This is a genomic window from Kitasatospora sp. NPDC003701, assembly GCF_053587085.1.
In genome coordinates this window covers 1-24,923 of sequence record NZ_JBSFNM010000064.1, presented here as the reverse complement: position 1 = coordinate 24,923, position 24,923 = coordinate 1, and the positions used below count along the sequence as shown (strand labels likewise).

Here is a 24,923-nt window from a genome sequence, read left to right as displayed (position 1 = left end):
GCCGGCCCGGAGCTCAGTCGAGTGGCAGAGCAGCCAGCCGGAGCTGTTCCTCCTCCACGATCCGAACCGCCAAGGACTGCTCCGAAACATCCACCGCCTCCGGTGTCGACTCCGCCAGCTCGCTCCGACGTGCGTAGTCGTCGAAGAGCCGGTCCTTCGCCCGAAGGATCTCCAGCATCCTCTGGTCGACGCTGTTCGCGACGAGCAACCGGTGCACCTGAACCCGCCTGACCTGTCCCATGCGTTGGGACCGACCCACGGCCTGACTCTCCATGGTGGGCTTCACCTGCGGCTCGCACAGGATGACGACCGAAGCCGCTTGGATGTTCAGCCCCACACCTCCGGCCTGGATCTGGCTCAGCAGCACCGCATGGCCCGGAACCGCGGCGAACTGGTCCACCACGTCCTGGCGCAGGACTGCCGGTAGCCTGCCGTCGATCGGACCGAACGCCCTGTGCCTCAATGCTTCCTGGACAACCGCCAACACGCTGCGGAAGTAGGAGAAGACAACGACCTTCCGCCCGTTACCTGCTGCCTCCTCGATGAGCTCCAGCAGTCGCTGCAGTTTCGCCGACTGCCCTGGGTTCGCGTACGCGGCCCGGCGCATGGCCATGAAGTTGCCTGCGGCGACGGCTGCCCGGTACGCCGCGAAGTCGGCCGTCGTGAACTCCTCCCACTCGTCGACGTGAACGGCCTCGGGAAGCTCAGCGAGGACATCCTTCTGGTTGCGGCGGAGGTAGGCCGGAGCGACCGCCTTCCGGAACGCATGCGGACCGACCGCGGTCGAGCCGTTGTGGATCCGGGACAGCAGTTCGGGCTGGAGGTAGTGCACCAGGTTGCGGAACTCCTCGACCCGGTTCTCCATCGGAGTGCCGGTGAGGAAGAGCACCCTCTCGACACGGTCGGTCCACGCGGCCACTGCCCGGGAGCGCTGCGCCGCGTGGTTCTTGACGTAGTGGGCCTCGTCGACGACGACCATTCCCATGGCCTGTTCCGATGGGACGTCCAGCTGGCGGAGACCGTCGAACGTCACCACCACGACACCACCGTCACGGAGCCACTCGGCACGTGCCGGTTCCCGCTCCGGGCCGTGGAACCGGTAGGCGCGCAGACTGCTCCGGGTCTCGATCTCCCGGGTCCAGTTGATGAGGACGCTCGCCGGACAGACGACGAGGAAGTGTGTGCTCCCCCGTGCCCGGAGGTGCGCCATCGCGGCGATCGCCTGAACGGTCTTCCCCAGGCCCATCTCGTCGCCGATGATCACCCGCTTCTGCTTGAGGGCGAATCGGGCGCCGAACGCCTGGTAGCCGCGAAGTGAGACCTTGAACTGCGTCTCGTCCAGCGGCTCGGCCCGGACTCCGTCGGACAGCTCCTCGGGCAGGAAGCCCTCGGACGCGCTGACCTCGTCCGGAGCGAGCCCCGCGATCTCGCCGAGAACGCCGTAGAACTCGGCCGAGCGGTGCTCGAAGTCCGTCCACGCCTCGACGTCGGAAGCCGGCGGCCGCAGGAGGTCCGCAGAAGCCTGTGCGAAGAGCATCGGCATCGCCTGCGCCTCCGACTCCGCCAGCAGAGCCGTGAGTTGCTCGACGGCGGCGAGGGCCTCCTGCTTGCGCTGCCGCCCGGCCAACAGGCCCCGGAGGGCTCCCCGGGCCGGTCCAGCCGTGGCGACGAAGGCAGCGACCTCGCCGACGACACGCTGCGCGATCTCATCGGCGCGGGCCGCCTCGGGACCGGCGACGACCAACCGATGGAGCGCGGTGACCAGTGCCGTGCTCATCGCGTCCTGGTGGTCGACGTCGAGCCGGACCGCCACGGTCTGCTCGGCCGCCTCGGCGATGCGGCGGGCGGCAGCAACGGTCTGGGCAGCCGTCTGCGCACCGATCCCCGGGATCAGTTGGAGCGCGTACGCCCGGGCATCGGCGATCTGCTGCACGGTCCTGTACCCCGCGGCCTCCAACGCGCCGACCCTGAGGCGCCCTGCGGTCACGTCCCTGAGCCGGGCGACGGGGATGGTTTCCAGTTCGGCGCGGACCAGCCCGTCCCTAAGTTCGGCGGCGGCCTGGGCCACCTGTGCAACGGCACTCCGGTGGTCTTCGGTGACCGCGAGAGCGGCCGCGTGGAGTCGCTCGGCATCCGCGAGGACAGCCTTGGGCTTGCGAAGGGTCCGCTGCTTGTCCGCCACGTACCGCTCCCACCTCGATCCGATCACCCAGCGCTCCGGGCGCCCATCATGATTGCACCCGATCTCCGTCCGTTCCGCCGAAACCGCCCAAGGCCTCCCTCGCCGACGCCCGCGGTCAGGCCCGGAACCACCGCACCGGGCAATCCAATGCCTTCCACTCCCACGTCGTTGGGCTCCCCGGCGCACAGCGGCTTCGGTGGGGGAGAGCCAATCCCCACCGAAGCCGCTGAACCCGCCGTCCGTCGACCGAGTGTCAGCGCAGGACGCGGATGGCCAGCACGGAGCCGTCCCGGTTCAATGAAACCGGCCCGTTCCACTTGGTGTCCCACTGCTCGTCGGACCACTCCTCGCGGAGGGCGTGGGCCCCCTCCCGGTACTTCCCGACCCGGCCGGCCGCAAGGTACTCGAAGAGGTCCTTCGCGATCCCGGAGAACGCCTCCACCCGCGTGCCGTTCAGCCGGAAGACGTGATCCGTACCCACGAAGTCGACGCCGTGCACCGGGTACGCGACGTCCTGGACGATACCCGTGCCCGCGTGCGTGTACTGCTCGAAATGGCGCTTCCCCTGGCGCTTCGACAGGTATCGCGCCGTGGGCTCGCCTCCTCCCGTGAAGGCCGTCAGAGCAGCCGCGTCCGTGTGCGCGAGGACGCGACGGAACCAGCCGTAGCCCTCGGGCCTGACGTGATAGCCGGAGACCACGCGGGGCTTCTCACCGGTCCCCCACGCGAGGTCGATGCCCGGTACGACGGCGCGGTCCTCCGGCGGGCTGTCCAGATCGTCCTGGCCGGCTCCTGTGGGGAGGTGCAGCGTCCCGTCCCCGGTTGCCTCCAGCACGTGGAGGGTGATGGGGTCCGTGCCCGGGATCTCCGTGCCGAACACCATGACCGGGGTGTCGTCCGACCGCCCGATGTGGACCGCCTCCACGTGCACCGCCGCGGTGGACAGCTGAGCGTGCACCTGCGCGGGCTTCCCGTGCGTCCCCTTGCAGGCGACCAGCACGACCTTCGAGGGTGCGCCGGGCTTCCACACCTCCAGGAAGAAGTGCGGACGCTTGGACGCCCGGTGCGTCGCGTGGTCCTTGCCGGTCAGCGTCCACCCCGCCCGCAGAGCGATCTCGGCATCGATGGCCGACACCGAGTGGTCGGGATACCGTTGCCCGAGCACCTCCTGAGCGACGGCCAGGGCGAACCCGATGCCCAACTCACCCGACTGGACGGCCTTGTAGTGACGGATCGGATTGCGGCCCTCATCGGAGAGGGCCATAAAGCTCCCGTGGTTGCCGTCCAGGGCCTGGCAGTACTTGAGGCTCGCCCAGTGTTCGGCCAGCCCCCTTCCGGCGCCCTGCCTGGCCAGGACGTTCGCCCTGCCGAGCGTGTGCAGCAACTTCCACGGCGTGAGTTCGATCGAGTGCCCGCGGTCTCCCACGGGCACGGCGTGCAGCCCCGGCTTCCGGCGCAGCGGTTCCCGGTTCTTCCCGCGCCGCTCCTCGTCGTCCGCGTCGGACACCGCTGAGACGCTCCCGGCCAAGCCGGCGGTCGAGTGGATCGCGACGTTCCACGGCTGGACGAGGTCCTTCAGGACGGCTTCTGCGTTCTTGCCCATCATCACTCCCTGATCAGGTTGTGGATCGCCTGTCGGTGCCGGTCGGTCCCGGGTCGGCTACCCGGCACGGTCCGGGTGCGTCTCTGCGAGGTCGTTGAGCGCGGCATTGACCACCTGCCAGCAGATGCCCAAGGTGTCGCGGTCCGGCCGGTGGTTCTGACGTGCCTCGGCGTTGGGGTGGACGAAGTTCCGGTACCTGCGCAGTTCGTGGCTGAACTTCTCGGCGTCCGCGCCGATCCACCCGGCCCGGTGGCAAGCCTTGATCAACCTGTCCAGGTTGATGCTGTCCTCCGTGTCCCGCCCGAGGAGGGACGCGTCCCGCTCCACGACCGTCCGGAGGAGCACCCCCTCCATCAGCGATCCGAGCATGATGATCGCCGCGACGTGGGCCCCGTTGGCGTAGCAGGTCCGGGCCTCGTCCAAGCGCCACTGGAGCAGTTCGGCCATCGCGTCGTCGGCGACGAGGTCCGTCATCACGACCTTGAGCTCGGAGGACCCGTAGTGCGTCGGGTGCGCCAGCGCCGGATCGCACGGAACCAGCCGGGCGGCGCCGCCGGGGTTCTCCAGTCGGTAGCCCTCGTGGATGAGGAAGGTGTTGACCGCTGCCACGACCTCGCCCAGCAGTTCGGGCTCATCGAGGTATTCCCGGGGGTCTGCCAGCCTGAGCAGCACCTTCTCGATCTCGCCGGGCTGGTCACGCCGCCCGACCAGCAGTTCGGTCGCCCACTCCCTGCGGTACTGGCCGTCGTACTCGGGCACCTCCTGCCAACCGGCCCGCTTGAGGAAGCCGGCGATCTCGAAGCCGCGGCGGTAGTACAGGTCGTCATCACCCGCGACGACGCGGGCGAGCTCCTGCAGCGTGTTCTCGTCCAGGGCGAGACCGTGCTGCCGGGTCCAGGACTTGGTCATGCCGTTCCTCCGGTCGATTCGGTGTTCGGGTCAGGGGTGGATCCTGCGGGTGTTCCGGCCCCGCCGTCGGCGCTCCGCGATCCCTCCGGTTCGGTCTCGTCCGCCCCTTCATCGGGGAGCTCGTCACCGGCCGGCAGTTCGAGCGCCGTCCACGGCTGCCCGCCCCCCGGCGGGAAGGTCGTCCGGGAGTAATCGGCCGGGTGGATGCCCTGTCGGTCGAGTTCCGGCCACAGTCCGGCCAGGGCTTCGTCCGGGTCGAACCTGAACTCGCTCTCGCGGATGCGCCAGAACCTCCATCCGACCCGCTGCAGTTCGCGGTCGCGCTGCTGGTCGTGCCGGAGCTGGTCGAGCGTCGAGTGGTAGTAGTCGCCGTCGCACTCCACCCCGAGGCGGCCGCGGGCGCCGACCACCACGAGGTCGATGCGCTTGCTGCCTGCCGGGTACTGCGGCACGACGTGGTACCCGCGCTGCTTCAGACGCAAGTAGACCTGCTGCTCGAAGAGGGAGTCGAAGGGTGCTCGCCGCACGTCGGGCAGCACCGGTCCGATGTCGTCGGCCTCGGCCAGTGCCGCGGGCGGGTTCTGCATGTAGCTGAGCAGGTTCAGCCGCAGGTCACCGGGCTTGAGTTGGTCCGGCGGCACGGAGTAGAAGAGTCGCATCTGGTCTTGGGCCCGACTGGCCGCCACGTTGTAGGCCTGCTGTTCGCTGCGCAGGCCGCCCGAGATGCGACGGACGCGGTCCACGACCATCGACAGGAGGACGACGTGCCGCTCATCGCCCTGGAACTGGGCCGGCGTTCCCACCCGGATGCGGTGGCGCTCCCGCACCGGCGCGGGAAGCCGCTGCTCGATCAACTGCTCCAACAACTTGACCTGGCCGAACGTGCCCTGGAGAACGATGACTCCCATGGTCTTGCTCTCGTAGGCCGGATCTGCGGTCAGCTCGGCGAGGCAGTCCACGATCGCCCCGGCTTCCTTGGGATTCCGGATCCGGCTGTCGCGTCCTTCGGCGACCCCGCCCTCGACGTAGTGCGTCAGCAGCGGGTCGAGCCGTTCACCGCCGTATTGCCGGAGCGGGATCAGGCCCGGCGGTGTGTAGAAGGTCTCCGAGGACCAACCGATGATCTCGGGCATGCACCGGAAGTGCTCCTGCAAACGGATCGTCGACGGAAAGAGCGCCGACAGCAGTTGGTACAGGTTGGAGTGCGGCATGTACAGCTGGCGCAGGTGGGCCGGCACCTCCGGAAGGTGCGCGGTCAGGCGGTCCTGGATCTGCTGGGTGCGCCCGAACCCGGTGACCGGGGGCGTGCACTGCTTGTCGTCGCCGACGACGATGATCCGCGGCGCGAGCCAGAGGAGGAAGAGCGCGTCCATACCGGCCTGGCTGGCCTCGTCCACGATCACCACGTCGAACGCGTCCTGCCTGGGCCTGATCATCTCCGCCACCCGCGCGATCGGCATCACCCAGGCCGGCACAGCGCCCTGGGCGACGTCCATGGCACTGCGGGCGGCCGCCTTGAAGTGGGACGCGTTCTTGCCCTTGCCCTTGCCGAACGAAGCCATGTGCGTGCGGTAGGCCTGCAGCGCGGAGCGCTGCTCCGGGGTCATCCGAACGAGGCAGTGCAGCCGGCCGTGCGCGGCGGCCAGGTCACCCGTGAGCTCCTCCAGCTTCGCCTCGTGCTCGGTCAGCTCACCGTCGAGACGCTGTTCCCGGCCCGGCGCACGTTCGTCGTCGATGAACTCACACGCCTTCGCCCACGCCCACGCCTCGTGGAGCCCTCCGAGTCGTTCGTCCCACGCCGGATCCTCGGCCTCGGCTTCGAGCCGGGCCACGAGCGCGGGCGACGCGCCCCGAAGGCCGTCGATCAACTCCGCGCAGCGTCGCCGCCGCTGGTCCCACCGCTGCGCCGCCGCGAGGGCTTCGAGCTCCTTCGCGTACCGGTCGACATCGCGGTCCCTCAGAGCCTGAGCCATGGCGATCGACTCGAGCGGCACCGCCGCGCCCTCGTCCGCACCACGCAGGAGAGCCTCCCAACGGGCCAATCGTGCCGACGCCTCCTCGGCACGCTGCCGACCTGCCAAGGCCCACGCGGCGTCGGCGAAGTCCTGCCACCCCTGCGGCCGGCTCAGGTCGAGATAGACGCCGTGGCGTACGAGGACCTCGTCGACCTGCTCACGGACCCGGCCGAAGGCGTCGACCTCGGCCAGCTGCCGGTACCGCTCGCGCAGCGCGGCCAGCCGCACCTCCAACGGCCCCTCTGCCAAAGCCGCTCCCGCCTGCTCCCAGCGGGTGGCGACGGCCGCGAGTGCCGCGTGGGCCTGCAGGTGCGCCAGCACGGCGCGGAGATCGTCCGCGGAGGTCGGCGCGTTCCCGTCCACCCGACAGGTGCTGAAGAGTTCGTCGGCCTCCCGCTGAGCCCTCGACGCGAAGCGCGTTCGCAGCTGGCGACCCCCGGCGAGGTACTTCAACAGGGCCGGGATCGTGGACGCCATACGACGGGCACGATCGGGCGTCAGGGATTCCGGAAGGACGACTGTCCGCAGGCCGACCTGCTGGAGGCCGTCCGTCACGTCGGACAGAACAGCCGCAACCTCCGTGACGCGCTGCCAGAGATCAGGATTCCGCCGGGCGAGTCGGTCCTGCAAGGCGCGCGCAACCCAATCCCCGGTCCCCCAGCGCACGGCCTCCCACGGAACGGCGAGCCTGTGCAATCGCCGTCGACCGGAGCCGAGCAGCTCCGCCAACTCGTCCGTCCTGGAGGTCTCCAGCGCGGCCAACAGGTCCCGTACCTCGACCGCCGCCGGAGAGAGCCCGTTGACACTCAGCTGGCTCGCCGCGAGGGCAGCCGCCACCCGGTCAGCCGTCGGCAACGTCTCGACCGACGGGTACACCCCGGACTCCGCCCACTGTCCGGCGCCCTCCCTCAGTAGCGCGAGCAGTTCCTCCGCCTGGACGGGCGACAGCGGGGGTGTGGCGGGCGCCCGGCCGGGCAGCCTACCGATCCAGTTCAACCGCACCGCCCCGTCCTGAACCTTCTGCACGATCGCGGCAAGCGTTCCCGAGTATCCGGGTGCGACCTCCGGGTGCTGGTAGACCTCCGCTTCCCGCAATGCGACCACCTGCTCGGTCAGCAGCTTGATCCGGCTCCGCACCTCGTGCCGCCGCTGGGTCAGACGGCGGATCTCGTCCCGCAGCTGGTCGGTGTCGCCCGCCGCCACCTGGTCGCTCAACGCGTTGACGGTCCGCTCGAGCTCGTTCGCTCCATCCTGACTGGTGCTGCTGAGCAGGAGGACGCACAAGTCCCGCACGGCCGGAGGCAGCTTGTCCCGGAGAACCGTCAAGGCCTGGTCCCTCGCGCTGGTGACGAGGACCCGCTGACCCTGGGCCAGGAGCGCGGAGACCAGATTGGCGATGGTGTGCGTCTTGCCCGTTCCCGGCGGCCCCTGTACCACGACGCCGGTGTCGCGCTGGAGTCGTTGGAGGACGGCTCGCTGCTGGGCGTTCGTCTTCCCGGGGAACAGCGGCTCGTCACCGAAGAGCGCGGGAGCCGGCCTCCCGCCCCAGTTCTGCCGGTCCTCGGAGTCCAACGACATCACCAACTGTGCTAGCCCGAGCGGAGCCTGTCGTTCGGACACCACGGTCTCAGCGATTCGGTCGTAGAAGCTCAGAAAGGCATTGCGATCCCTGGGACGCATCATGAGGGCCGGCGCGAAGGTCAGTCTCGCTCCCACCTCCGGCCCGACTGGCGGGCGCCAGTTACTGCTGAACGCCACCGGGCGTGGCAGCACCAGGTCCTGCCACTGCGAGAGGCACTCCAAGGCCTCCTCGCTCAACAGATGGAGGGGCCTGGTGGAGAGCTCCTCGTCGAACGCCGCGGCACGCTCCGGGACCCATCCGTCGTCCGTGTCGAGGAAGTCACGGTCCTCCAGACGGACCGCCCCACTTCCGGTGAGGCGCACGGTGATTCGTGCGGTCCGCCGGTCCACCTGGGTCTCCACCCGTCGTGAGAGCAAGTGTCGGTGGATCACGGCACCGTTGGGTTCGCTCCACGACAACAGGCCGACCGTGAGGACGAGTTCGTACTGGTCGTCCTGCTGTGCCAGCTGCTGGTGCCAGTGGTAGATCCTCTCGTAGAGCTCTCGGTGCGACCGCTCGGCCCGCTCGCGTTCCGCCCACAGGCGCCAACGTGCGAGCCACGGTCCGTACGCCCGCAGGACCTCCTCGGCGTCCTTCCTCGCAACGGTCACCTCGCCGTCCCACCAGCGATCGGCGTCGCCCGCTCCCGGAATCGAGGTCCTGGAAGGACCTTCCTCCGCCAACGGCGGATCCTCGGCGTCCGCGTCCTGAAACGACCGTTCGTCCACCCACCCTTCCAACTCCGGCGGGAGCTCCGGAGCCGCGGCCTGCGGGACGTGGTCGAGGACCAGCAACGGCCGGTCGTCGTCGGACGGCCTGGGCACCTTCGCCGGCAGGTCGGCCAGCCAGAGCGGGCTCCAGGAACGTGTGTCCCGGAGTCGCTGATGACTGCTCTGCACGACCTCCCTCAGGAACCCGACCAGCGCAGCGGTCTGGCCGATGACATCCGGATCGCTCGCATGACGTCGTGAAACGCTCACCATTCTCCCCTCGGTCGGTGACGAACGTTCCAGGATGGGGGCGGGCACCGCTGTCCGAAGGACATCGCCACAAGGTGGCCGAATGCGCATACAGTGATGGCCGATACACACCCAGCCACGGTCGGCGCGCCACCCAACCGCCCACTTCGACTCCCGCATGCTTCTGTGGCGGACTCTCCATCGCACGCATTCGCACCGGTCCGCAGATGTCACGCAGACACTCCCATCACCCCACCCCCGCCCGCGAAGCGCCGCCTCGAACGCCAGCATGACTGTTCGATCCGCAGGCCAGTCAGCGCAGTTGGGCGATCGACAGGAGTTGGACCTGAGCTGACGGACCGCCAGGTCTACTTCCCTCGACACAGGAGTGATGGATGACTGACACGATCTCGTTCAACGTGCTGCTGGACCGTCTCCCGGCAGGAGGCTTCCACGGGACGAATGCGAACCATTTTGGTGTTGCCACGGAGTCGGATCGGTTCGTCCCCCCGACACTCAACGTAGAGTTGACAGAGGAGAACCCGGCCGTCACCCTGATCTCGGCTCGCGGCGCCACCGGCAAGTCAACACTCGCCGAGATGATCTCGGCCCGAAAGCAAGTCCTACTGTGGCGACTGAACGACGACCCCTACAGCGTCAGCGGAGACGCCTTCCCGGCGAGACTGAACCAGTATGTGGGTGCCGCGGACGGCGCGAGCGTGCTCAACAGCACACGCGGAGCCTTCGTCGTCGTCGACGCCCTCGACGAGGCTCGCATGCGAGTGTCTGGCATCTCTTGGAATGAATACGTCAACTCGCTTGCCAGTACAGCCTCATCGGGCCACCGGCTGGTCCTGCTCGGCCGGGAGCGGGTACTCGACGACGTCTGGTTCATGCTGGTGGACAAAGGAATTGCCGTTGACTGGCTCGAGATCTCCCACTTCGATCCCGAACAGCGCGCCACCTACGTGGATCTGCGCATCGGCGCGGACCCGAGGACCAAAAACGAAGCCTACCTCGCCGCACGGTCGACCGTCCTTGAGGCACTGGCCGGGTCGGTGGACGGCGGACAGGCCGAGTCATTCGTCGGATACGCACCCGTCCTTGATGCGGTTGCCGAGCTGCTCCGCACCGGCAATCTCATGGAGATCCGGAACACGTTCGCCAACCATCCCCAGTACGAGCGTCGCATCGACGTGCTCACCGGAATCCTGAACCAACTGCTCGAACGGGAACAAACCAAGACAGCCCCGCTGGCCAAGCAGTTCGGATTCAACGAATCCGAGGTCTACACTCCGGGCGAACAACTGGATTGGCTTACACATCGATTCATGGGTGGTGCCCAGCCGGCCCTGACCTGGTGCCCGCCGGAACTCCGCGAGAACTACTCAGAGCTGGTCAAACCCTTCCTCGACGATCACACATTCGGCACTGAGCGCTGGGCCAGTCCGGTGTTCTCGGCCTATGTCGCCGCCATGCGGTTCGGCAACCCGCGCCTACGGTCCGCACTGCGACCAGTAGGGGACACCACCGGCCTCTTGTTCGAGTTCGTTTCCGCGGGGCAGGAGGAGCTTGAGATCGACGAGTGGCAGTTTGCCGCCCTGCACGCTTCTCTGCTCGCTGCCGAACGTCGCACCGTCGAAGCGCATGCGTCGATCGTCGGACCGGACCCGTACCATCCAGCAGCGACGACTACCACGGAGATCGAAGAAGTCGCTGGCGAGCTGATCATCTTCGAAGGAGATGCCGTCCATCACAAGATCGGCGTCCAGCTCGTCCTTGACCGACCAGACGCTCTAGTCCTGACTGGACCGCTCACCTCTCTCTCGGTGGTCTTCCCCGCCTCGGTCAGGATCGACACCGGGGGCTCGGTCAGTCTCGGCCCCGACTGTTTCGTGAGGTGCGCGGATCTCACCATCAACGGCGAGAATGTCCAGATCTCTCGACGGTCGCGCACTGACAGCCCGCCGAAGCCCGAGGAGCTAGACACCAGCGCGCACTTCGAGGTGACCAACCGCTTCACCTGCGTCGGAACGCTTTCCGGCACCCCCTCCACCGGAGCTTTCGAACTACAGGTACCCGCCAACCATCCGCTTACCCATCCCTGGTTCGGCTATCGAGGCGAGCTTGAGCCTCCGATGCCCGAGCCCAGCGAGCGAGCGGACCGGTTCATCAACATGCTGATGAACCTCATGCGGAATCACGGCCACTCAGGAGATCCGGCGGTCTTCGAGAAGAAGCTTGAAGGACGGCAGTCCCTGAAGGGTCTCGAATTTCGCAGCGCCGTCGGCGTCCTGAAGTCCCATGGCATTGTGACCACCCGGGGGCCGATGATCTACCTGACGCCTGAGTGGGCATCGCGGCGATTCAGCGGAAAGGCGCGCGAGGGTGTGGCAACCCTTGACGAGGTACGCGAGATCTGGCAGCCGGTGATCAACGACATCACAGCTGTGATCCGACCTTGACCACGACGTCGGGGGACTTCGGCAACAAGTCTCTCTGATGTTCGAATCAGCTGATCAAAATATATGCCCGATTGATGGCCAGTGATGCACTGGACCGGATCGAGCCGTTGACCCCGGCCGCTCCGGTCCACGGGCAGCGACGCACGGACCACCGCTGCACGCTTGAGGCGATCGCATGGGAGTACCGAACACAATCTCGTTGGCAGACCATGCCCAAGGATCTGGGCCCGTTCCAGGGCACTCGGAAACGACTGCTGCGACAAGCGTTCCTCAGCGACCGTGCCGGCCGCGTCGGACGCTCCGACGGAGCCGGCTGGACCGCTTCGGTGGGCTCCATCCCGAGTGATTGTGGCCGCCCAGGTCTACAGAACGACGCTTCGAGGGTTCCGTTGAAGCACTGGCTTCCGCTCGAGCGAGGCTCCCGGCTGAACCATTGGCGACGACCACCAGCTCCGCCGTACACCCTGTCATTGGCTTCTCCGGTGCCATGGGCAGCTACGGGATTGCCTCCCGAAGCCCACTGAAGCTGGATGAATCTGGCCCGTGGCACGCTGGTCCTGCGGTTCAACTACCCTTCTTACCACCTTCAATGAATGACAATCAGGTCGCAGTACCAGGTGTACGACGCTCTCGGGGTGCGCTTCTAGGTGGCGAAGTCGACGTGCACCAGGCCGAAGCACTGGTGGTAGCCCTCGGCCCGTCGAACGGGGTGTCATTTCACTCAGAAGCTCGCCTTTCCATCGTCAATCCTCTTGTCTACCAACGCAATTGGAGACAACGGAAATCGACGGCGCCTCGGCGCAGGCGGCCTGCCCTCCTCGAGGAACAACATCGAGGACGGCGAGCCGGCCGCCGCGGTCACAAAGGACGCGGTCAACGCCGGTGCTGTCGGGCTACCGACCTCCGGTCACACCAGGTCGAGCAACCGCTCGTGGGAGCCGTAGCCGGGGATTCATGTCAGTTCGTTGCGCGCCGGCCGATCCGGACCAGCCGGCGCGTCGGGGAGGCTCAGGAGGTGCGGGCGGTGCCGTCCTCGCCGCCCAAGCCATGGCCGTCTGCCGCGCGGGCCTTGATCACCACTGGTCCACGGCCGGCGACAGGCCTGCGGTGCGCGCGGCGACGCCCGCCTGGACGGCGAAGAGGCGGTCCCGCGCGTGCTGGTCGAGCGTGCGGAAGTGGCCGTGCGACTCGAGGGTGACGAACCCGTGCACGGTGGCCCAGGCCAGCATCAGGGCCTCCGCCGCGTCCGGCACCAGCGGGCTGCCGAGCCGGCCGCGTTCCGCCGTGTCGGCGACGAGTTCGACCATGTGCTCCATCGCCCGCCGGCCGGCCGCCACAGTCGGTCCCTCCGGCGGGGCCGCGTACCCGGGCACGGGGGAGCCGAAGATGAGGGCGAAGCGCTCCGGATTCCGCTGCGCCCAGCTGCGGTAGGCCATGCAGGCGCCCACGAAGCGGCCGTTCAGGTCGCCCGGCGGCACGGTCTCACGGGTCGCCGTCAACGCGTCCGACAGGCTGTCGTACGAGTCGGCGACCAGGGCGGTGAGCAGCTCGTCCCGGTCGGCGAAGTAGCGGTAGAGCGCGGGCGGGGTCATCCCCATGCTGCGGGCGATGTCGGTGAAGCGGAGGTTCGCGGCGCCGCGCTCGACGATCAGGCTCAGGGCCGCGCGCTTGATCTCCTCCACGGTGTCGGCGCGCAGCCGCTCACGACGGCTCCGCCCCCCGCCGCCCTCGGTCGAACCGCCCGTCATCGCATCTCCATCCGCCCGCTGCGCCAGTCACCGCGTTGACAATCCGTACCCGTCGAGGGAAACGTTACGCTTCATAAGGCGCGTTATGAAGCGTAACGCTTTGCCTGGGGGGCGGAGCCCCTGACGACGCACGGAGGACCACATGTCCCAGGGACTGCGCGAGGATCGGCGGACAGCCGCCGGGGAGAGCGGGTCACACCGGCCCGGCCCGCTGGGCCGAATAGCCGGTTGGAGCTTCCGGAACCGGGGCCGCACGGTGCTGCTCTGGCTGCTCGCCGCCGGCGCGGCCTTCGGCCTCTCGGCCGGCCTCGGCGCCAAGTACAGCGCCGACTACACCGCGCCCGGCTCGGACTCCAAGCAGGCCCAGCAGCTGCTGACTCGGGACTTTCCCGGGCTGGGCGGTGAATCGATCAACCTGGTGCTGACCTCCGACGGCACCGTGACCGACACCGCCACCCGCGACCGGGTCAGGGACCTGCTCGCCCGGATGGCCGAGGTGCCGCACGTCAGCGGCATCGACGACCCGTACGGCCCGCGCGGCAAGGTGTCGGCCGACGGCCGCACCGCCCTCGGGCAGATCCACCTGGACGTCGCCGTCGCCCCCGACATGCCGAAGCCGGACACCCAACGGCTGCTCGACCTCGCCCGCCCCGTCGACGGCGGCCTGCGCGTCCACCTCGGCGGCATGACGGTCCAGCAGGCCGAGCAGGGCGCGATCGGCTCGGAGGCCATCGGCATCGCGGCCGCCGCCGTGATCCTGGTGATCACCTTCGGCTCGGTCGTGGCCGCCGGCCTGCCGATGCTCACCGCGCTCGGCGGGCTCGCGGTCAGCAGCGCCCTGCTGCCGGTCATCGCCGCGATCATGCCGGTCCCGGACTGGTCGACCTCGCTCGCCGCCATGCTGGGCATCGGCGTCGGCATCGACTACGCGCTGCTGCTGGTCACCCGGTTCCGCGAGTGGCGCGCCGAGGGGCTCGAACCCGAGGCCGCCACGGTCGCCGCGCTGGACACCGCGGGGCGCGCGGTCGTGGTCGCCGGAATGACCGTGGTGGTCAGCATGCTCGGGCTGTTCGCGATGGGCCTGTCGTTCATGCGCGGCGCCGCGGTCTCGGCGATCCTCTCCGTGCTCGTCGTGATCGCCGCGTCCGCCACGCTCTTCCCCGCCCTGCTCGGCTACCTCGGCCGACACATCGAGCGCCTCCGGCTGCCCCTGCCCCAGCGCCGCGCCACCCGGGGCGAGAGCTCGGTGGGCGCCGGCTGGCTGCGCTGGAGCAGGCTCGTCGAGCGTCACCGCGTCCTCGGTGCCGTCACCGGGGTCGTCGTCCTGCTCGCGCTCGCGGCACCGTTCCTGGGCGTGCGCTTCGGCTTCCCCGACGCGGGCAACGACCCCGCCGGGCGCTCGAACCGGCTGGCGTACGACGCGGTGGCAGCCGGCTTCGGACCGGGCAGCAACGGACCGCTGGTCCTGGTCGCCGAGTTGGCGCCGGGCACCCCCGCAGACGCGACAGCCTCGCTGCCCACCGCGCTGAAGACGGTGCCCGGCGTCACGGCTGTGACCCCTCCGCTGCCCGGCTCCGACGGCCGCTCGCTGCTGCTCACCGTCGTCCCGGAGAGTGGTCCGCAGTCCAGCACCACCAAGACCCTGGTCCGCGACCTCCGTGATCACGTCATCCCGGGTGCGGTCGGCCCCGGCGTCCGGGTGCACGTGGGCGGGGCGACCGCCAGCGCGATCGACAGCACCGACAACATCGCCCGCCGCATCCCGCTGCTCGTCGGCGGCGTGGTCACGGTGTCGATGCTCCTGCTCCTGGTGTCCTTCCGCAGCCTCGCCGTCGCCCTCAAGGCCGCTGTGATGAACCTGCTCTCCGTCGGCGCCGCGTACGGCGTGGTCGCCCTCGTCCTCGAAGGCGGCACCGCCGGCCGACTGATCGGCATCGACAGCCCCACCCCGCTGCCGGCCTTCGTCCCGGTGCTGACCTTCGCCGTCCTGTTCGGCCTCTCGATGGACTACGAGGTCTTCCTGGTGAGTCGGATGCGTGAGGCCTGGCTGCGCACCAACGACAACGCGGAGTCCATCGTCAGCGGACTGGCGGGCACCGCGCGGGTGATCACCGCGGCGGCGGCCATCATGGTCGCCGTGTTCGCGGCCTTCGTCCCGTCGCCCGACCTGCCGATCAAGGTCATCGGCGTCGGCATGGGGTCGGCCATCCTGATCGACGCCACGCTGGTCCGACTGCTGCTGGTACCGGCCGTGATGCACCTGCTCGGCCGCGGCAACTGGTGGCTGCCCGGCTGGCTGGACCGCCGTCTGCCCCACCTCCACGTCGAAGGACACACGGAGTACTACCAGCCGGAGCCCGCCCCCGAGGCGCCCCGCTCCCCGGCGGTGGTCGGCTAGCGGCACCAGCGGACCGCGGGCGCCCCACGACACCTGCGGTCCGCCGGTCACGGCGGGAGGCGGCGAGCGGCACGAGCATCAAGGCGGCCTCGCCGGCCACGATGACCGCGGAGGGCAACCACACGGGGCGGTCACCGACGAAGGACGGGACGACGGCCAGCGCGGCCGCCCGGCCCGCTTACCCCGCGAACCTCGCCCGATGGGCAGCGATCACGTCCCGGTACCAGCCGTACGAGGCCTTCGGGGCACGCACCTGCGTCTCGAAGTCGACATGCACCAGGCCGAAGCGCTGGTGGTAGCCCTCAGCCCGTCGAACAGGCTGTCACTATAGGGAAGCCCTAACCCTAAGTCACGAAATCTCTCAAGTATGGTATCTGGCATATGAGTTGAAAGCTGCTACGGCGGCACCTACTCCGTGGTCCGCGCCCGATGGGCAGCACCCGGATCTCCCGCGACGGATCGGTGGGGCGGAGACCGGGGTGGTCATCTGCTCGCGCTTGGTCGGCAGCGGCATCCTCAGCGCGCCGAGCCGCTTCTCCTCTCGAGTGCTCTCGCAGTCCGGGTACTCCCGCCGGTCAGGGCCGGCCTTCTCGGTCGGCCCCAGCCACAACCCCTCCTTCCCGCCGATCGAGCCCCGGCACGTCCGGCACGGGCGCAGCTTGGCGTCTCCGCCCGGGCCTCTTGCAGGCGCTGGATCGCGGCGGCTGCCTCTTTCGCCTGCTTCTTCTCGTGCTCCTGGTGGCAGGGGTAGCAGCGGCCGCCGGGGCGGCGGGTCCACGCCGTCGAGCTCGTACTCGTAGGTGCTCTTCTCCTTGGGCACGTTGCCGCAGTCGGCGCAGGCGAGGGTGCGCATCAGCTCGCGGTGGGCCTGGCGGGCCTTCTCCTCGCGGGCTTCCTTGCGCTGATCGTAGGCGTCGCGGGTGTCCGGGCTGTCCAGTGCGTCGACCAGGGAGCGCCGGCCTTGGCGGCCGTAGCGCCGCCAGACCCGTCCGAACGGGGCGTGCTCGGCCGGCAGGGCCTGAGTGGTGGTGACGGGGACGGCGTCGTCGTACTCCCGCCAGCCGTCCCCGTCCGCGTTGTCACCCCGGACGACCCACCGGCCGCCGCCCCACGAGTCGTCGCCAGGTCCGCCACCGCCCGCTGCCGGTCGGCCGACGCGACCGGACCGGCGCCGGTGACGACCAGGGCGACGGGCCGGTACCCGGGCCGGGTGCGGCCGGGCCAGGTCCGCCGCCACCAGTACGTCATCCGGTCGGCCGGCTCCTCGTCGGCGAGGGCCGGGTCGTCGTCACGGGTCCTGGTGCGGAACAGCTCGCGGCAGGCGGTGAACTTCGCGGCCAATCGGCACGACCTCACAGCTGTCGGCGGTCGGGCAAGGCGGCAGCCGTCGCCTCCACGAGGACACCCGTCGAACCGGCGTGAACACCGCCGCGTGGCGACAACCGGCCGAGCCGAGCCAACGCGTTGACGTTGCCGGGGGCGTGTGAAGTGGTGTCGCGGCGGGGAAGTGGCGGACAGTCGAGGTCCGGAGCGGCAGCCGCCGCACGGCCACCCGTTCACCCTCCCGGGAAACTCGATGACGAGACTGCTTCTGGTCTTGATGCTGGTATCGGGGCCGCTGCTGTGGTTTCTCGCCTGGCGCGAGATGCGGACACCACGGCAACTGCGACACGAGGGGATCCGTGTCCCGGGCGCGGTGGTGCGCCGTGAGCGCGAACAGTCCGACGGCTCGTCCGTGTACTTCCCCGTGGTGGCCTTCACCGACCGGGACGGCACGGTACTGCCGGAGCGCGTACTCCGGCCGCCGGGGCTGGCCGATCGGCCGTCAGGTGCCGGTGCTGTACCTTCCGGGGACGCCGGACACCGCGGTGATCGACACCCGGGCGCAGCGGGCAGCCCGGGCGGTCGCCCTGGTACTGGCCGGGGCGGTCCTCACCGCCGTTGCACTGCTGTTCCTGCCGGGACAGCAGTGAACGTCCGATGGCCCACCGCAGCTGGGAGAGCGTCCGGCCGGTCCTTCGCAACCCCCGGCCACACGCCCGGATCCACCTGCGTCCTTCTCGTCGTGGAGGCTCAGCTCCTGGCGTCAACCTCCGCTTCCCGGTCATCCTGACCGGCCTCGAAACGCCACGCACGTCCCCTACCTCGCCGGCTGGCACCTGTGGATCGAGCCCGAGCTCGGGCGCCTCCCCCTCCGCCTGATGACCACCGCTCTCATCACTGCCGCAGTCTTCGACTGGATCGCCGACGGCTGCAGCCGCTCCACGATCGCAACACCCTCGCCATGCTCTCCCGGTAGGGTCGCCGACCCGACCGCCCGAAAGCGCTTCACCCGGCGGGACGGAGCGAGTCGAGCCAGTCGATCAGCAGGCGGTTGACCTCGTCCGGGCGTTCCTGCTGGAGCCAGTGGCCGCAGCCCTCGAGGAGGTGCGCGGCGGCCAGCCCGGGAAGCGTCCGCGGGAAGGCCTCGACGGCCTCGGCCAGCCAGGTGGTGGAGGCGTCCTGCGAGCCGCCGATGAACAGGGCGGGCTGCTCGACCGGGGCATTGCGGTACGGCGCGAGGTCCTCCCAGTCGCGGTCGAGAGCGCGGTAGCGGTTGAGCGCCCCGGTCACGCCGGTGCGCTCGAACTCCCCCGCGTAGACGTCGAGGTCCTCCTCGGTCAGCCACGCCGGCCGCACCCCGGCCGGGAAGCGTTCGCGCATCGTGCCGCCCGCGCGGCCCACGAAGTGCGGGTCGGGTGCCGACGGCGCCGGCATGGTGTCGGCGGACAGGGCCGCGTAGAAGCCCGCGAGCCAGCCTCGGACGTCGGGCTCGATCTCGGCCTCGGCGCGGCCGGGCTCCTGGAAGTACGAGACGTAGAACTCCTCGTCGCCGCCCATCCGCGCGAAGAGGTCCGTGGGACGGGGACCGCCGGGCGGGGAGTAGGGGACGCTCAGCAGCCCGACGGCGTGGAACACCTCGGGGTGGAGCAGGGCCGAGACCGCCGCGATGTTCGCCCCCCAGTCGTGTCCGACGACCACGGCCGATTCCTCGCCGAGCGCCCGCACCAGCGCGACGCAGTCCTCGACCAGGGCGAGCATCCGGTACCCGTCCACCCCGTCCGGCCTGGAGGAACGCCCGTAACCGCGCACGTCCGGCGCGACGGCCCGGTACCCCGCCGCGGCCAGGGCCGGCAGCTGGTGCCGCCAGGAGTACCACGACTCGGGGAAGCCGTGGACGAGCAGCACCAACGGTCCCTCGCCCTGCTCGACCAGGTGCAGCCGCCCGGCGGGCGCGGCGACGGTGCGGTGGCGCAGGACATCGGGGTGCTGAGGGTCGGGCATGGCGTTCTCCTCGGTTACTCGGACAGCCGTGTGACGTTCCGATCATGGGGTGAGTGGCGCCGGGCGTGCGAGAACACTTGCTGATCCGGCAAACTCCCTGCACAGGGCGATTGGCGAGGAAGGAAGGGACGGGCGACGAGGCGGCAGCCCGGGCGGCGAACGCGGGCCCACGCCTGCGGTCCCTGAGCGAGCGGCGCGGACTCCTGCTCACCGAGGTCAGTCGACTGTCCGGGATCGACCTGAGCACGCTGTCGCGGATCGAGAACGGTCGGCGCAGACCGTCCGTGGAGGCGCTGCTGCGCCTGGCCTCCGCGTACGGCACCTCGCTGGACGACCTGGTCGGCGCCGTACCCCCGGCCGCCGTACCCCCGGCCGCCGTACGCCCGGCGGCCGTCTCGGCGCCGCCGAGCCGCGGACCGGACAAGACCGTCCTGCCGCTGACCCGGTACGTGGGCGGGTTGCACGCCCACAAGCACGTCATGCCGGCCACCGGTGAGCCGCCCGTACGGCCGCGCCAGGGCTCCCACGAGGGGTACGAGTGGGTGTGCGTGCTGTACGGGCGGCTCACCGGTGGCCCTCGGGCGTGACGACCTCGTCCTCTCGGCCGGCGAGACGGTCGAGTTCGACACCCGCGCCCCGGCTCGACCGTATCGCGCCTTCTCCCCCGCGTCACGCAAAAGCTAAACATTTGCGTTTTAGGGGGCGGCGAGCCTAGAGTGCCAAAAGCAAAGCATTTGCCTTAAGGCTCAGAGGTGCTTCCATGCCCAGCGTCACAACCCTGCCCTCCCGTCCCCGCCGGCTGCCCGTGCTGGGTCGCCGCGGCGCCTTCCCGCTCCACGCCTCGGTCCTGGTCGGCCTGTTGGCCGCGTCCAGCGCTCCGACGCCGCTCTACGCGCTCTACCAGGACGCATGGCACTTCCCGGCCGTGGCGCTCACCGTCGTGTTCAGTACCTGCGCGCTCTCCCTGCTGGTGGCGCTGCTGACCGCAGGGACGCTCTCGGACCACCTCGGCCGGCGCCCGGTCCTCGCCGGGGCACTGCTGGCCGAAGCCGTCGCGATGGCCGCCTTCGCCACGGCCCACGGGGTGTCGGCGCTGATCGCCGCGCGGATCCTGCAGGGCCTGGCCACCGGCGTGGCCATGAGCGCCGCCGGAGCCGCCCTGCTCGACTTCGAGGACCCCGACCGCCCGGGCCGGGCAACGGTCGCCAACGGCATCACCCCCGTGGTCGGCATGGCGGCCGGGGTGCTGGCCGCCACCGCCCTCGTGCAGTACGCCCCCGCCCCCACCCGCACCGTCTACCTGCTGCTGCTCCTGCTCTTCACCGCGCAGGCCGCCGCGGTCCTGCTCACCCCCGAGACCGCCCGCCCCCACCCCAGTGCCTGGCGCTCAATGCGACCCGCGATCTCCGTCGCCCCCGCCTCCCGGCCGGCCCTCGCCCTCGCCGCGCTCGGCATCGTCGCCGCCTGGGCCCTGGGCGGCCTCTACCCCTCCCTCGCCCGGCTCATCGACCCGCACGCTGCCCGCGCGCACCGTGAGCCTCGCCGGCACCGCGCTCCTGGTCCCGGGGGCCCTGCTGACACTGAGCGCCCCCCAACTGCACAGCCTGCTCGCGCTGTTCGCCGGCACCGCCCTGGCGGGCGCGGGCTTCGGCGCCGTCAGCCAGGGAGCCCTGCGCCTGCTGCTGCCCCCGGCCGCCCCGGGCGAACGCGCCGGCACGCTCGCCGCCTACTACGTCCTCAGCTACCTGGCCATGAGCGTCCCCGCCGTCCTCGCCGGCCTGCTGATCAACCTCTACGGGCTGCGGACCGCCGTCTCGCTCTACGCCGCGACCGTCGTCCTGCTGGCCCTGACCGGCCTCCCCCGCGCCGTGCGGCCGTCGCGCACCGCCTGACCGAGCGCTGCCCGGCCGCCCCGCCACACCCACACGGAAGGACCCGCCGATGAGCACCGCCACGCCCCGTCAGAACACCCCCTTCACGAGTACGGGATGGAGCCTCGGCGACATCGCCGTGCGCCGCGTCGACGAGATCGAACTGCCGCGGCAGACCGGACCCTGGCTGCTGCCCCACGCCACCAGGGAGGTGCTGGACGAGGCCCCGTGGCTGCGCCCCGACTTCGCCGACGCTGATGTCCCGCGGCTCGCGAGCCACAGCTTCGCGGTGGAGGCCGGCGGACTGCGGATCGTCGTGGACACCGGCATCGGCAACGGCAAGAACCGCGCCAACCCGGCCTGGAATGGTCTGGACACCGACTTCCTGGAGCGGCTGACGGCGGCCGGCTTCCCGCCCGAGTCCGTGGACCTGGTGATCACCACGCACCTGCACACCGACCACGTCGGCTGGACACCCGCCCCGTCGGCGAGGACTGGGTCCCCACCTTCCCCAACGCCCGCTACCTCACGAGCCGCACCGAGTGGGACCACTGGGCCGGCACCGACCTGGACGAAGCCCGCGCCCAGATGTTCCGCGACTCCGTCCACCCCGTCCGCGACGCCGGACAGTACGAACCCGTGGCCGTGCCCGAGCAGGGGCACGGGTACGAGGTCGCACCGGGCGTCCTCCTGATCCCCGCCCCCGGCCACACCCCGGGGCAGGTCGCCGTGGAACTGCGCGGCAGCGACCGCCGGGCGCTGATCACCGGAGACAGCATCCACCACCCCGTGCAGCTGTCCCACCCCCACGTACACAGCTGCGTCGACATCGACGCCGCCCAGGCGGTCCGCACCCGCAGCCGACTGCTCGACGCCCTGGCGGACACCGACGCGCTGCTCCTGGGCACCCACTTCCCGCAGCCCACGGCCGGCACCGTCCGCCGGCAGAACGGCCGCTACCGGCTGCTCGCCGAGCCGGGCGTCGACATCCCGGCCACCGCGGCCTGATCACACGGTCGGTGCCGCCCGGCCGCCACTCCACCCTCGACCGAGAAGGAGAACACCCATGTCCACCGTCGAACTCACACCACCGGAGGCCGCCCGCTGGGCCGCCCGCGCCGGACTCGTGCTGCCCGCCGAGCGCCACGCCGCGGTCGCCGCGGTCGCCAACCACATCCACAGCGTCGTCGCGGTCCTGCGCGAGCTGGACTTCGCGGACGTCCCACCCGCCGCTGCCTACCGCGCCGGAGAGGAGAAGCACGATGCAACCGCATGAGCTGTCCCTTGCCGCCGCCGCGGACGCGATCCATGCCCGGCGACTGTCCCCCGTCGAACTGGTCGACTCCGTCCTCGATCGCATCGACCGGGTGGAGCCGCACCTCGGCGCCTACGTCGCGGTTGCCGCGGAGCAGGCGCGCCGGGCTGCGCGCGAAGCCGAACACGAAGCAGCACAAGGCCGATACCGGGGACCGCTGCACGGCATCCCGATGGGACTCAAGGACCTGATCGATGTCAGCGGGATGGCCACCACGGCCAGCTCCCGGGTCCGCGCCGGCCATCGCGCGCCGGCCGACAGCACGGTCGCCGCACGTTTGACGGCGGCCGGCGCGGTCTTGATCGGCAAGACCCACACCCACGAGTTCGCGTTCGGCCTGACCACCCCGCAGACCCGCAACGCCTGGGACCACGGCCGGGTCGCCGGGGGCTCCAGCGGCGGCTCCGCTGTCGCCGTCGCATCGGGCACCGCGACCTTCACCCTGGGCACCGACACCGGCGGGTCGATCCGGGTGCCCGCCGCGCTCAACGGGGTCGTCGGCCTCAAACCGACCTACGGTCTCGTCCCCCGCCACGGCGTCACGTCCCTGTCCTGGTCACTCGACCACGTCGGCCCGATCACCCGCACCGTCGAGGACGCCGCCCTGGTCCTGACCGCACTGGCCGGACACGATCCGCGCGACCCCGCCTCGCTGTCCCTGCCCGCCACGGACTACCGGCCCGGTACAGGCACGGACCTGACGGGGCTGCGCATCGGCCTGCCGCGAACCTACTACTTCGACCACGTCGACGCGCAGGTGGAGGCCGCCGTTCGGCATGCCATCGGGCAGCTGGAAGCCCTGGGCGCACGGCTCGTCGAGGTCGACATCCCGATGACCCGCTACATCCAGGCCACCCAGTGGGGCCTGATGGTGCCGGAGGCCGGCGCCTACCACGAGGGCAGCCTGCGCACCGTCCCCGAGCTGTACCAGGACGATGTCCGCATCCTCCTGGAGGCCGGCGAGCTGATGACCGCCGGGGACTACCTGCGCGCTCAACGCTCCCGCACACTCATGCGTACCGAGTGGGCACGGATACTGGAGCAGGTCGACGTGATCGCCGCCCCGAGCGTCCCGATGACCGCGGTCGGGGCCGACGAGGAGACGGTCACCTGGCCCGACGGCACAGTCGAGAGCGTCTCCGACGCCTACGTGCGCCTCTCCGCCCCCGCCAACATCACCGGGGTGCCCGCCCTGACCGTCCCGGTCGGCCACGACTCGGCCGGCATGCCGATCGGCATCCAACTGCTCGGCCGCCCCCTCTGCGAGCCCGTACTCCTGCGGGTCGGCCACGCCTACGAGCAGACGCAACCCGCCCGAGCACTCGCCCCCGCGGCCTGACGAGCGCCCCGGACGGCGGGTTCTCGCCGGTTCCGCCACCTGCGGCTGACCTTCAGCGGCAACGCCGGCCGGCCAGCTCGCGGAGTTCCCGGCGTACGAGTCCTGACAACGCACAGAAGCAGGGGGCGGCAGGCGCTTGCCGACTGCCGCCCCGACCGCACGATCGGACCCGGCCCACCGGGGCGGCGAGAAGCGGCCCTTCGAAGTGGCCCGGGTCCGACTCCGCGAGCAGGTCAACCAGAGCACGAAGGCCTACGCACCCCCCAGCGATGGTGGGCGAACACGTCAGTCGGCGGCCCGGCGCCCTACTGGAACACCTGTACCTACGACGCGACCGGTAACCACACCGGCTCTGTCCAGCACGACATCACCGGCAACAGCCTCAACGACACCTCTACCACCCAAACCTTCGGAGCCGCTCAGAGCCGCAACACTCCCACCAGCGCCCCTAGGGCCTGTGTGATGTTGTGATCAATCTTCGGGTTCTGCCCCTGCTACGGGGCAGAACCCGGTAGGAATGTTGGCCGTGACGCGCAGGCAACTCACCGACGAGCAGTGGAGTTTGATCGAGCCCTACCTGCCGATCGGCAGGTTCGGGCCCTACCCCGGACGGCTTCGCGACCAGTTCGAGGGAGTGATCTGGCGGTTCCGTTCCAGTGCCCAGTGGCGGGAGATGCCTGACGAGTTCGGCCCCTGGTCCACAGTGTTCGGCCGGTTTCGGGTCTGGCGGGACGCCGGCGTGTTCAGCGCCCTACTCGAAGGCCTGATCGCCCAGGCCGCCCACGTGGGAAAGACTGACCTGTCGCTGGTCAGCGTCGACTCCACGACCGTCCGCGCCCACCACGACGCCGCCGGGATACTCGTGGACGAGGAAGTCGTGCAGGCCTTGGAGGAGGCCGCGCGCGAGCAGGAGGCGGCCCGGCAAAAGGGGGCGAGTCGCAGGAACAGAACGGACAGGACGAGCGCGGACGGGTCCGATTGCGACGCAAGCTCCGTCTGAAGGAGGCCCTGCTCGGCAGGTCGCGGGGTGGGCTGACCAGCAAGGTCCATCTCGCCGCTGACCGCAGGTGCCGTCCACTGGTGCTCGTCCTGACCGCGGGACAGGCCGGCGACAGCCCGCAGTTCGTCCCCGTCCTCACCAAAGTGCGCGTGCGCCTTCCCGCCGGCCGGCCTC

General features: G+C 70.2%; 14 protein-coding genes and 4 pseudogenes. 11 read left to right on the top strand and 7 right to left on the bottom strand.

The window, feature by feature from the left end; all coding sequences use genetic code 11:
- Positions 1 to 13 precede the first annotated feature (13 nt).
- The 4 genes from ACWDRR_RS36960 to ACWDRR_RS36945 all read right to left on the bottom strand — a co-directional run bounded on the left by ACWDRR_RS36960 (position 14) and on the right by ACWDRR_RS36945 (position 9,313).
- Positions 14 to 2,182: a DEAD/DEAH box helicase gene (locus ACWDRR_RS36960; protein WP_449776655.1), complete on the bottom strand. Its 2,169-nt coding sequence runs from the start codon at positions 2,180 to 2,182 to the stop codon at positions 14 to 16.
- A gap of 253 nt (positions 2,183 to 2,435) precedes the next feature.
- Positions 2,436 to 3,785 carry a hypothetical protein gene (locus ACWDRR_RS36955; RefSeq protein WP_449776654.1) on the bottom strand — a complete coding sequence of 450 codons (1,350 nt, stop codon included), beginning with the start codon at positions 3,783 to 3,785 and terminating at the stop codon, positions 2,436 to 2,438.
- A 57-nt stretch (positions 3,786 to 3,842) separates the two neighbouring features.
- Complete coding sequence (locus tag ACWDRR_RS36950; RefSeq protein ID WP_449776653.1) at positions 3,843 to 4,694, bottom strand: hypothetical protein; 852 nt, start codon at positions 4,692 to 4,694, stop codon at positions 3,843 to 3,845.
- Entirely contained in the window at positions 4,691 to 9,313 is a 4,623-nt protein-coding gene (locus tag ACWDRR_RS36945; RefSeq protein ID WP_449776652.1) for an AAA domain-containing protein, read from the bottom strand. Before ACWDRR_RS36945 ends, ACWDRR_RS36950 begins: the two co-directional genes overlap by 4 nt.
- A 371-nt stretch (positions 9,314 to 9,684) precedes the next feature.
- On the opposite strand from ACWDRR_RS36945, the gene ACWDRR_RS36940 reads away from it, so the two are divergent.
- A complete protein-coding gene (locus ACWDRR_RS36940; protein ID WP_449776651.1) occupies positions 9,685 to 11,754 on the top strand; it encodes a hypothetical protein in 2,070 nt (689 codons plus the stop codon).
- A 74-nt stretch (positions 11,755 to 11,828) separates the two neighbouring features.
- A complete protein-coding gene (locus tag ACWDRR_RS36935) occupies positions 11,829 to 12,278 on the top strand; it encodes a transposase (RefSeq protein WP_449776650.1) in 450 nt (149 codons plus the stop codon).
- A 549-nt stretch (positions 12,279 to 12,827) separates the two neighbouring features.
- On the opposite strand, the gene ACWDRR_RS36930 is transcribed toward ACWDRR_RS36935, so the two are convergent.
- Positions 12,828 to 13,502 carry a TetR/AcrR family transcriptional regulator gene (locus tag ACWDRR_RS36930; protein ID WP_449776649.1) on the bottom strand — a complete coding sequence of 225 codons (675 nt, stop codon included), beginning with the start codon at positions 13,500 to 13,502 and terminating at the stop codon, positions 12,828 to 12,830.
- 142 nt (positions 13,503 to 13,644) lie between these two features.
- Between ACWDRR_RS36930 and ACWDRR_RS36925 the strand changes: the two genes are divergently transcribed.
- The gene (locus ACWDRR_RS36925; RefSeq protein WP_449776648.1) at positions 13,645 to 15,900 is read left to right on the top strand and encodes an MMPL family transporter; all 2,256 of its coding nucleotides are present in this window, start codon (positions 13,645 to 13,647) and stop codon (positions 15,898 to 15,900) included.
- A gap of 178 nt (positions 15,901 to 16,078) precedes the next feature.
- On the opposite strand, the pseudogene ACWDRR_RS36920 reads toward ACWDRR_RS36925, so the two are convergent.
- Positions 16,079 to 16,207, bottom strand: a pseudogene (locus ACWDRR_RS36920) (family 1 glycosylhydrolase); the annotation flags it as partial.
- Between the two features lie 1,528 nt (positions 16,208 to 17,735).
- Between ACWDRR_RS36920 and ACWDRR_RS36915 the strand changes: the two are divergent.
- Entirely contained in the window at positions 17,736 to 17,873 is a 138-nt protein-coding gene (locus tag ACWDRR_RS36915; RefSeq protein WP_449776647.1) for a hypothetical protein, read from the top strand.
- Positions 17,874 to 18,228: 355 nt separating this feature from the next.
- On the opposite strand, the gene ACWDRR_RS36910 is transcribed toward ACWDRR_RS36915, so the two are convergent.
- Positions 18,229 to 19,224: an alpha/beta fold hydrolase gene (locus tag ACWDRR_RS36910; protein ID WP_449776646.1), complete on the bottom strand. Its 996-nt coding sequence runs from the start codon at positions 19,222 to 19,224 to the stop codon at positions 18,229 to 18,231.
- A gap of 110 nt (positions 19,225 to 19,334) precedes the next feature.
- On the opposite strand from ACWDRR_RS36910, the gene ACWDRR_RS36905 reads away from it, so the two are divergent.
- The 7 genes and pseudogenes from ACWDRR_RS36905 to ACWDRR_RS36875 form a co-directional block, all read left to right on the top strand.
- Positions 19,335 to 19,811, top strand: a complete 477-nt coding sequence (locus ACWDRR_RS36905; protein WP_449776645.1) for a helix-turn-helix domain-containing protein — start codon at positions 19,335 to 19,337, stop codon at positions 19,809 to 19,811.
- A 173-nt stretch (positions 19,812 to 19,984) separates the two neighbouring features.
- Positions 19,985 to 20,656, top strand: a pseudogene (locus ACWDRR_RS36900) (MFS transporter); the annotation flags it as partial.
- A 100-nt stretch (positions 20,657 to 20,756) separates the two neighbouring features.
- Complete coding sequence (locus ACWDRR_RS36895) at positions 20,757 to 21,116, top strand: hypothetical protein (RefSeq protein ID WP_449776674.1); 360 nt, start codon at positions 20,757 to 20,759, stop codon at positions 21,114 to 21,116.
- A 49-nt stretch (positions 21,117 to 21,165) separates the two neighbouring features.
- A pseudogene (locus ACWDRR_RS36890) lies at positions 21,166 to 22,103 on the top strand (MBL fold metallo-hydrolase).
- Positions 22,104 to 22,161: 58 nt separating this feature from the next.
- Positions 22,162 to 22,371 carry a hypothetical protein gene (locus ACWDRR_RS36885; RefSeq protein WP_449776644.1) on the top strand — a complete coding sequence of 70 codons (210 nt, stop codon included), beginning with the start codon at positions 22,162 to 22,164 and terminating at the stop codon, positions 22,369 to 22,371.
- Positions 22,358 to 23,749 carry an amidase gene (locus ACWDRR_RS36880; protein WP_449776643.1) on the top strand — a complete coding sequence of 464 codons (1,392 nt, stop codon included), beginning with the start codon at positions 22,358 to 22,360 and terminating at the stop codon, positions 23,747 to 23,749. Before ACWDRR_RS36885 ends, ACWDRR_RS36880 begins: the two co-directional genes overlap by 14 nt.
- A gap of 526 nt (positions 23,750 to 24,275) precedes the next feature.
- Positions 24,276 to 24,923, top strand: a pseudogene (locus ACWDRR_RS36875) (IS5 family transposase); the annotation flags it as partial.

What these genes read in the sequence shown, in the direction of transcription:
- ACWDRR_RS36955 (WP_449776654.1), bottom strand. Translation starts at nt 3,785, where the DNA reads ATGGGCAAGAACGCAGAAGCCGTCCTGAAGGACCTCGTCCAGCCGTGG.
- ACWDRR_RS36950 (WP_449776653.1), bottom strand. Translation starts at nt 4,694, where the DNA reads ATGACCAAGTCCTGGACCCGGCAGCACGGTCTCGCCCTGGACGAGAAC.
- ACWDRR_RS36945 (WP_449776652.1), bottom strand. Translation starts at nt 9,313, where the DNA reads ATGGTGAGCGTTTCACGACGTCATGCGAGCGATCCGGATGTCATCGGC.
- ACWDRR_RS36940 (WP_449776651.1), top strand. Translation starts at nt 9,685, where the DNA reads ATGACTGACACGATCTCGTTCAACGTGCTGCTGGACCGTCTCCCGGCA.
- ACWDRR_RS36935 (WP_449776650.1), top strand. Translation starts at nt 11,829, where the DNA reads ATGGCCAGTGATGCACTGGACCGGATCGAGCCGTTGACCCCGGCCGCT.
- ACWDRR_RS36930 (WP_449776649.1), bottom strand. Translation starts at nt 13,502, where the DNA reads ATGACGGGCGGTTCGACCGAGGGCGGCGGGGGGCGGAGCCGTCGTGAG.
- ACWDRR_RS36925 (WP_449776648.1), top strand. Translation starts at nt 13,645, where the DNA reads ATGTCCCAGGGACTGCGCGAGGATCGGCGGACAGCCGCCGGGGAGAGC.
- ACWDRR_RS36910 (WP_449776646.1), bottom strand. Translation starts at nt 19,224, where the DNA reads ATGCCCGACCCTCAGCACCCCGATGTCCTGCGCCACCGCACCGTCGCC.
- ACWDRR_RS36885 (WP_449776644.1), top strand. Translation starts at nt 22,162, where the DNA reads ATGTCCACCGTCGAACTCACACCACCGGAGGCCGCCCGCTGGGCCGCC.
- ACWDRR_RS36880 (WP_449776643.1), top strand. Translation starts at nt 22,358, where the DNA reads ATGCAACCGCATGAGCTGTCCCTTGCCGCCGCCGCGGACGCGATCCAT.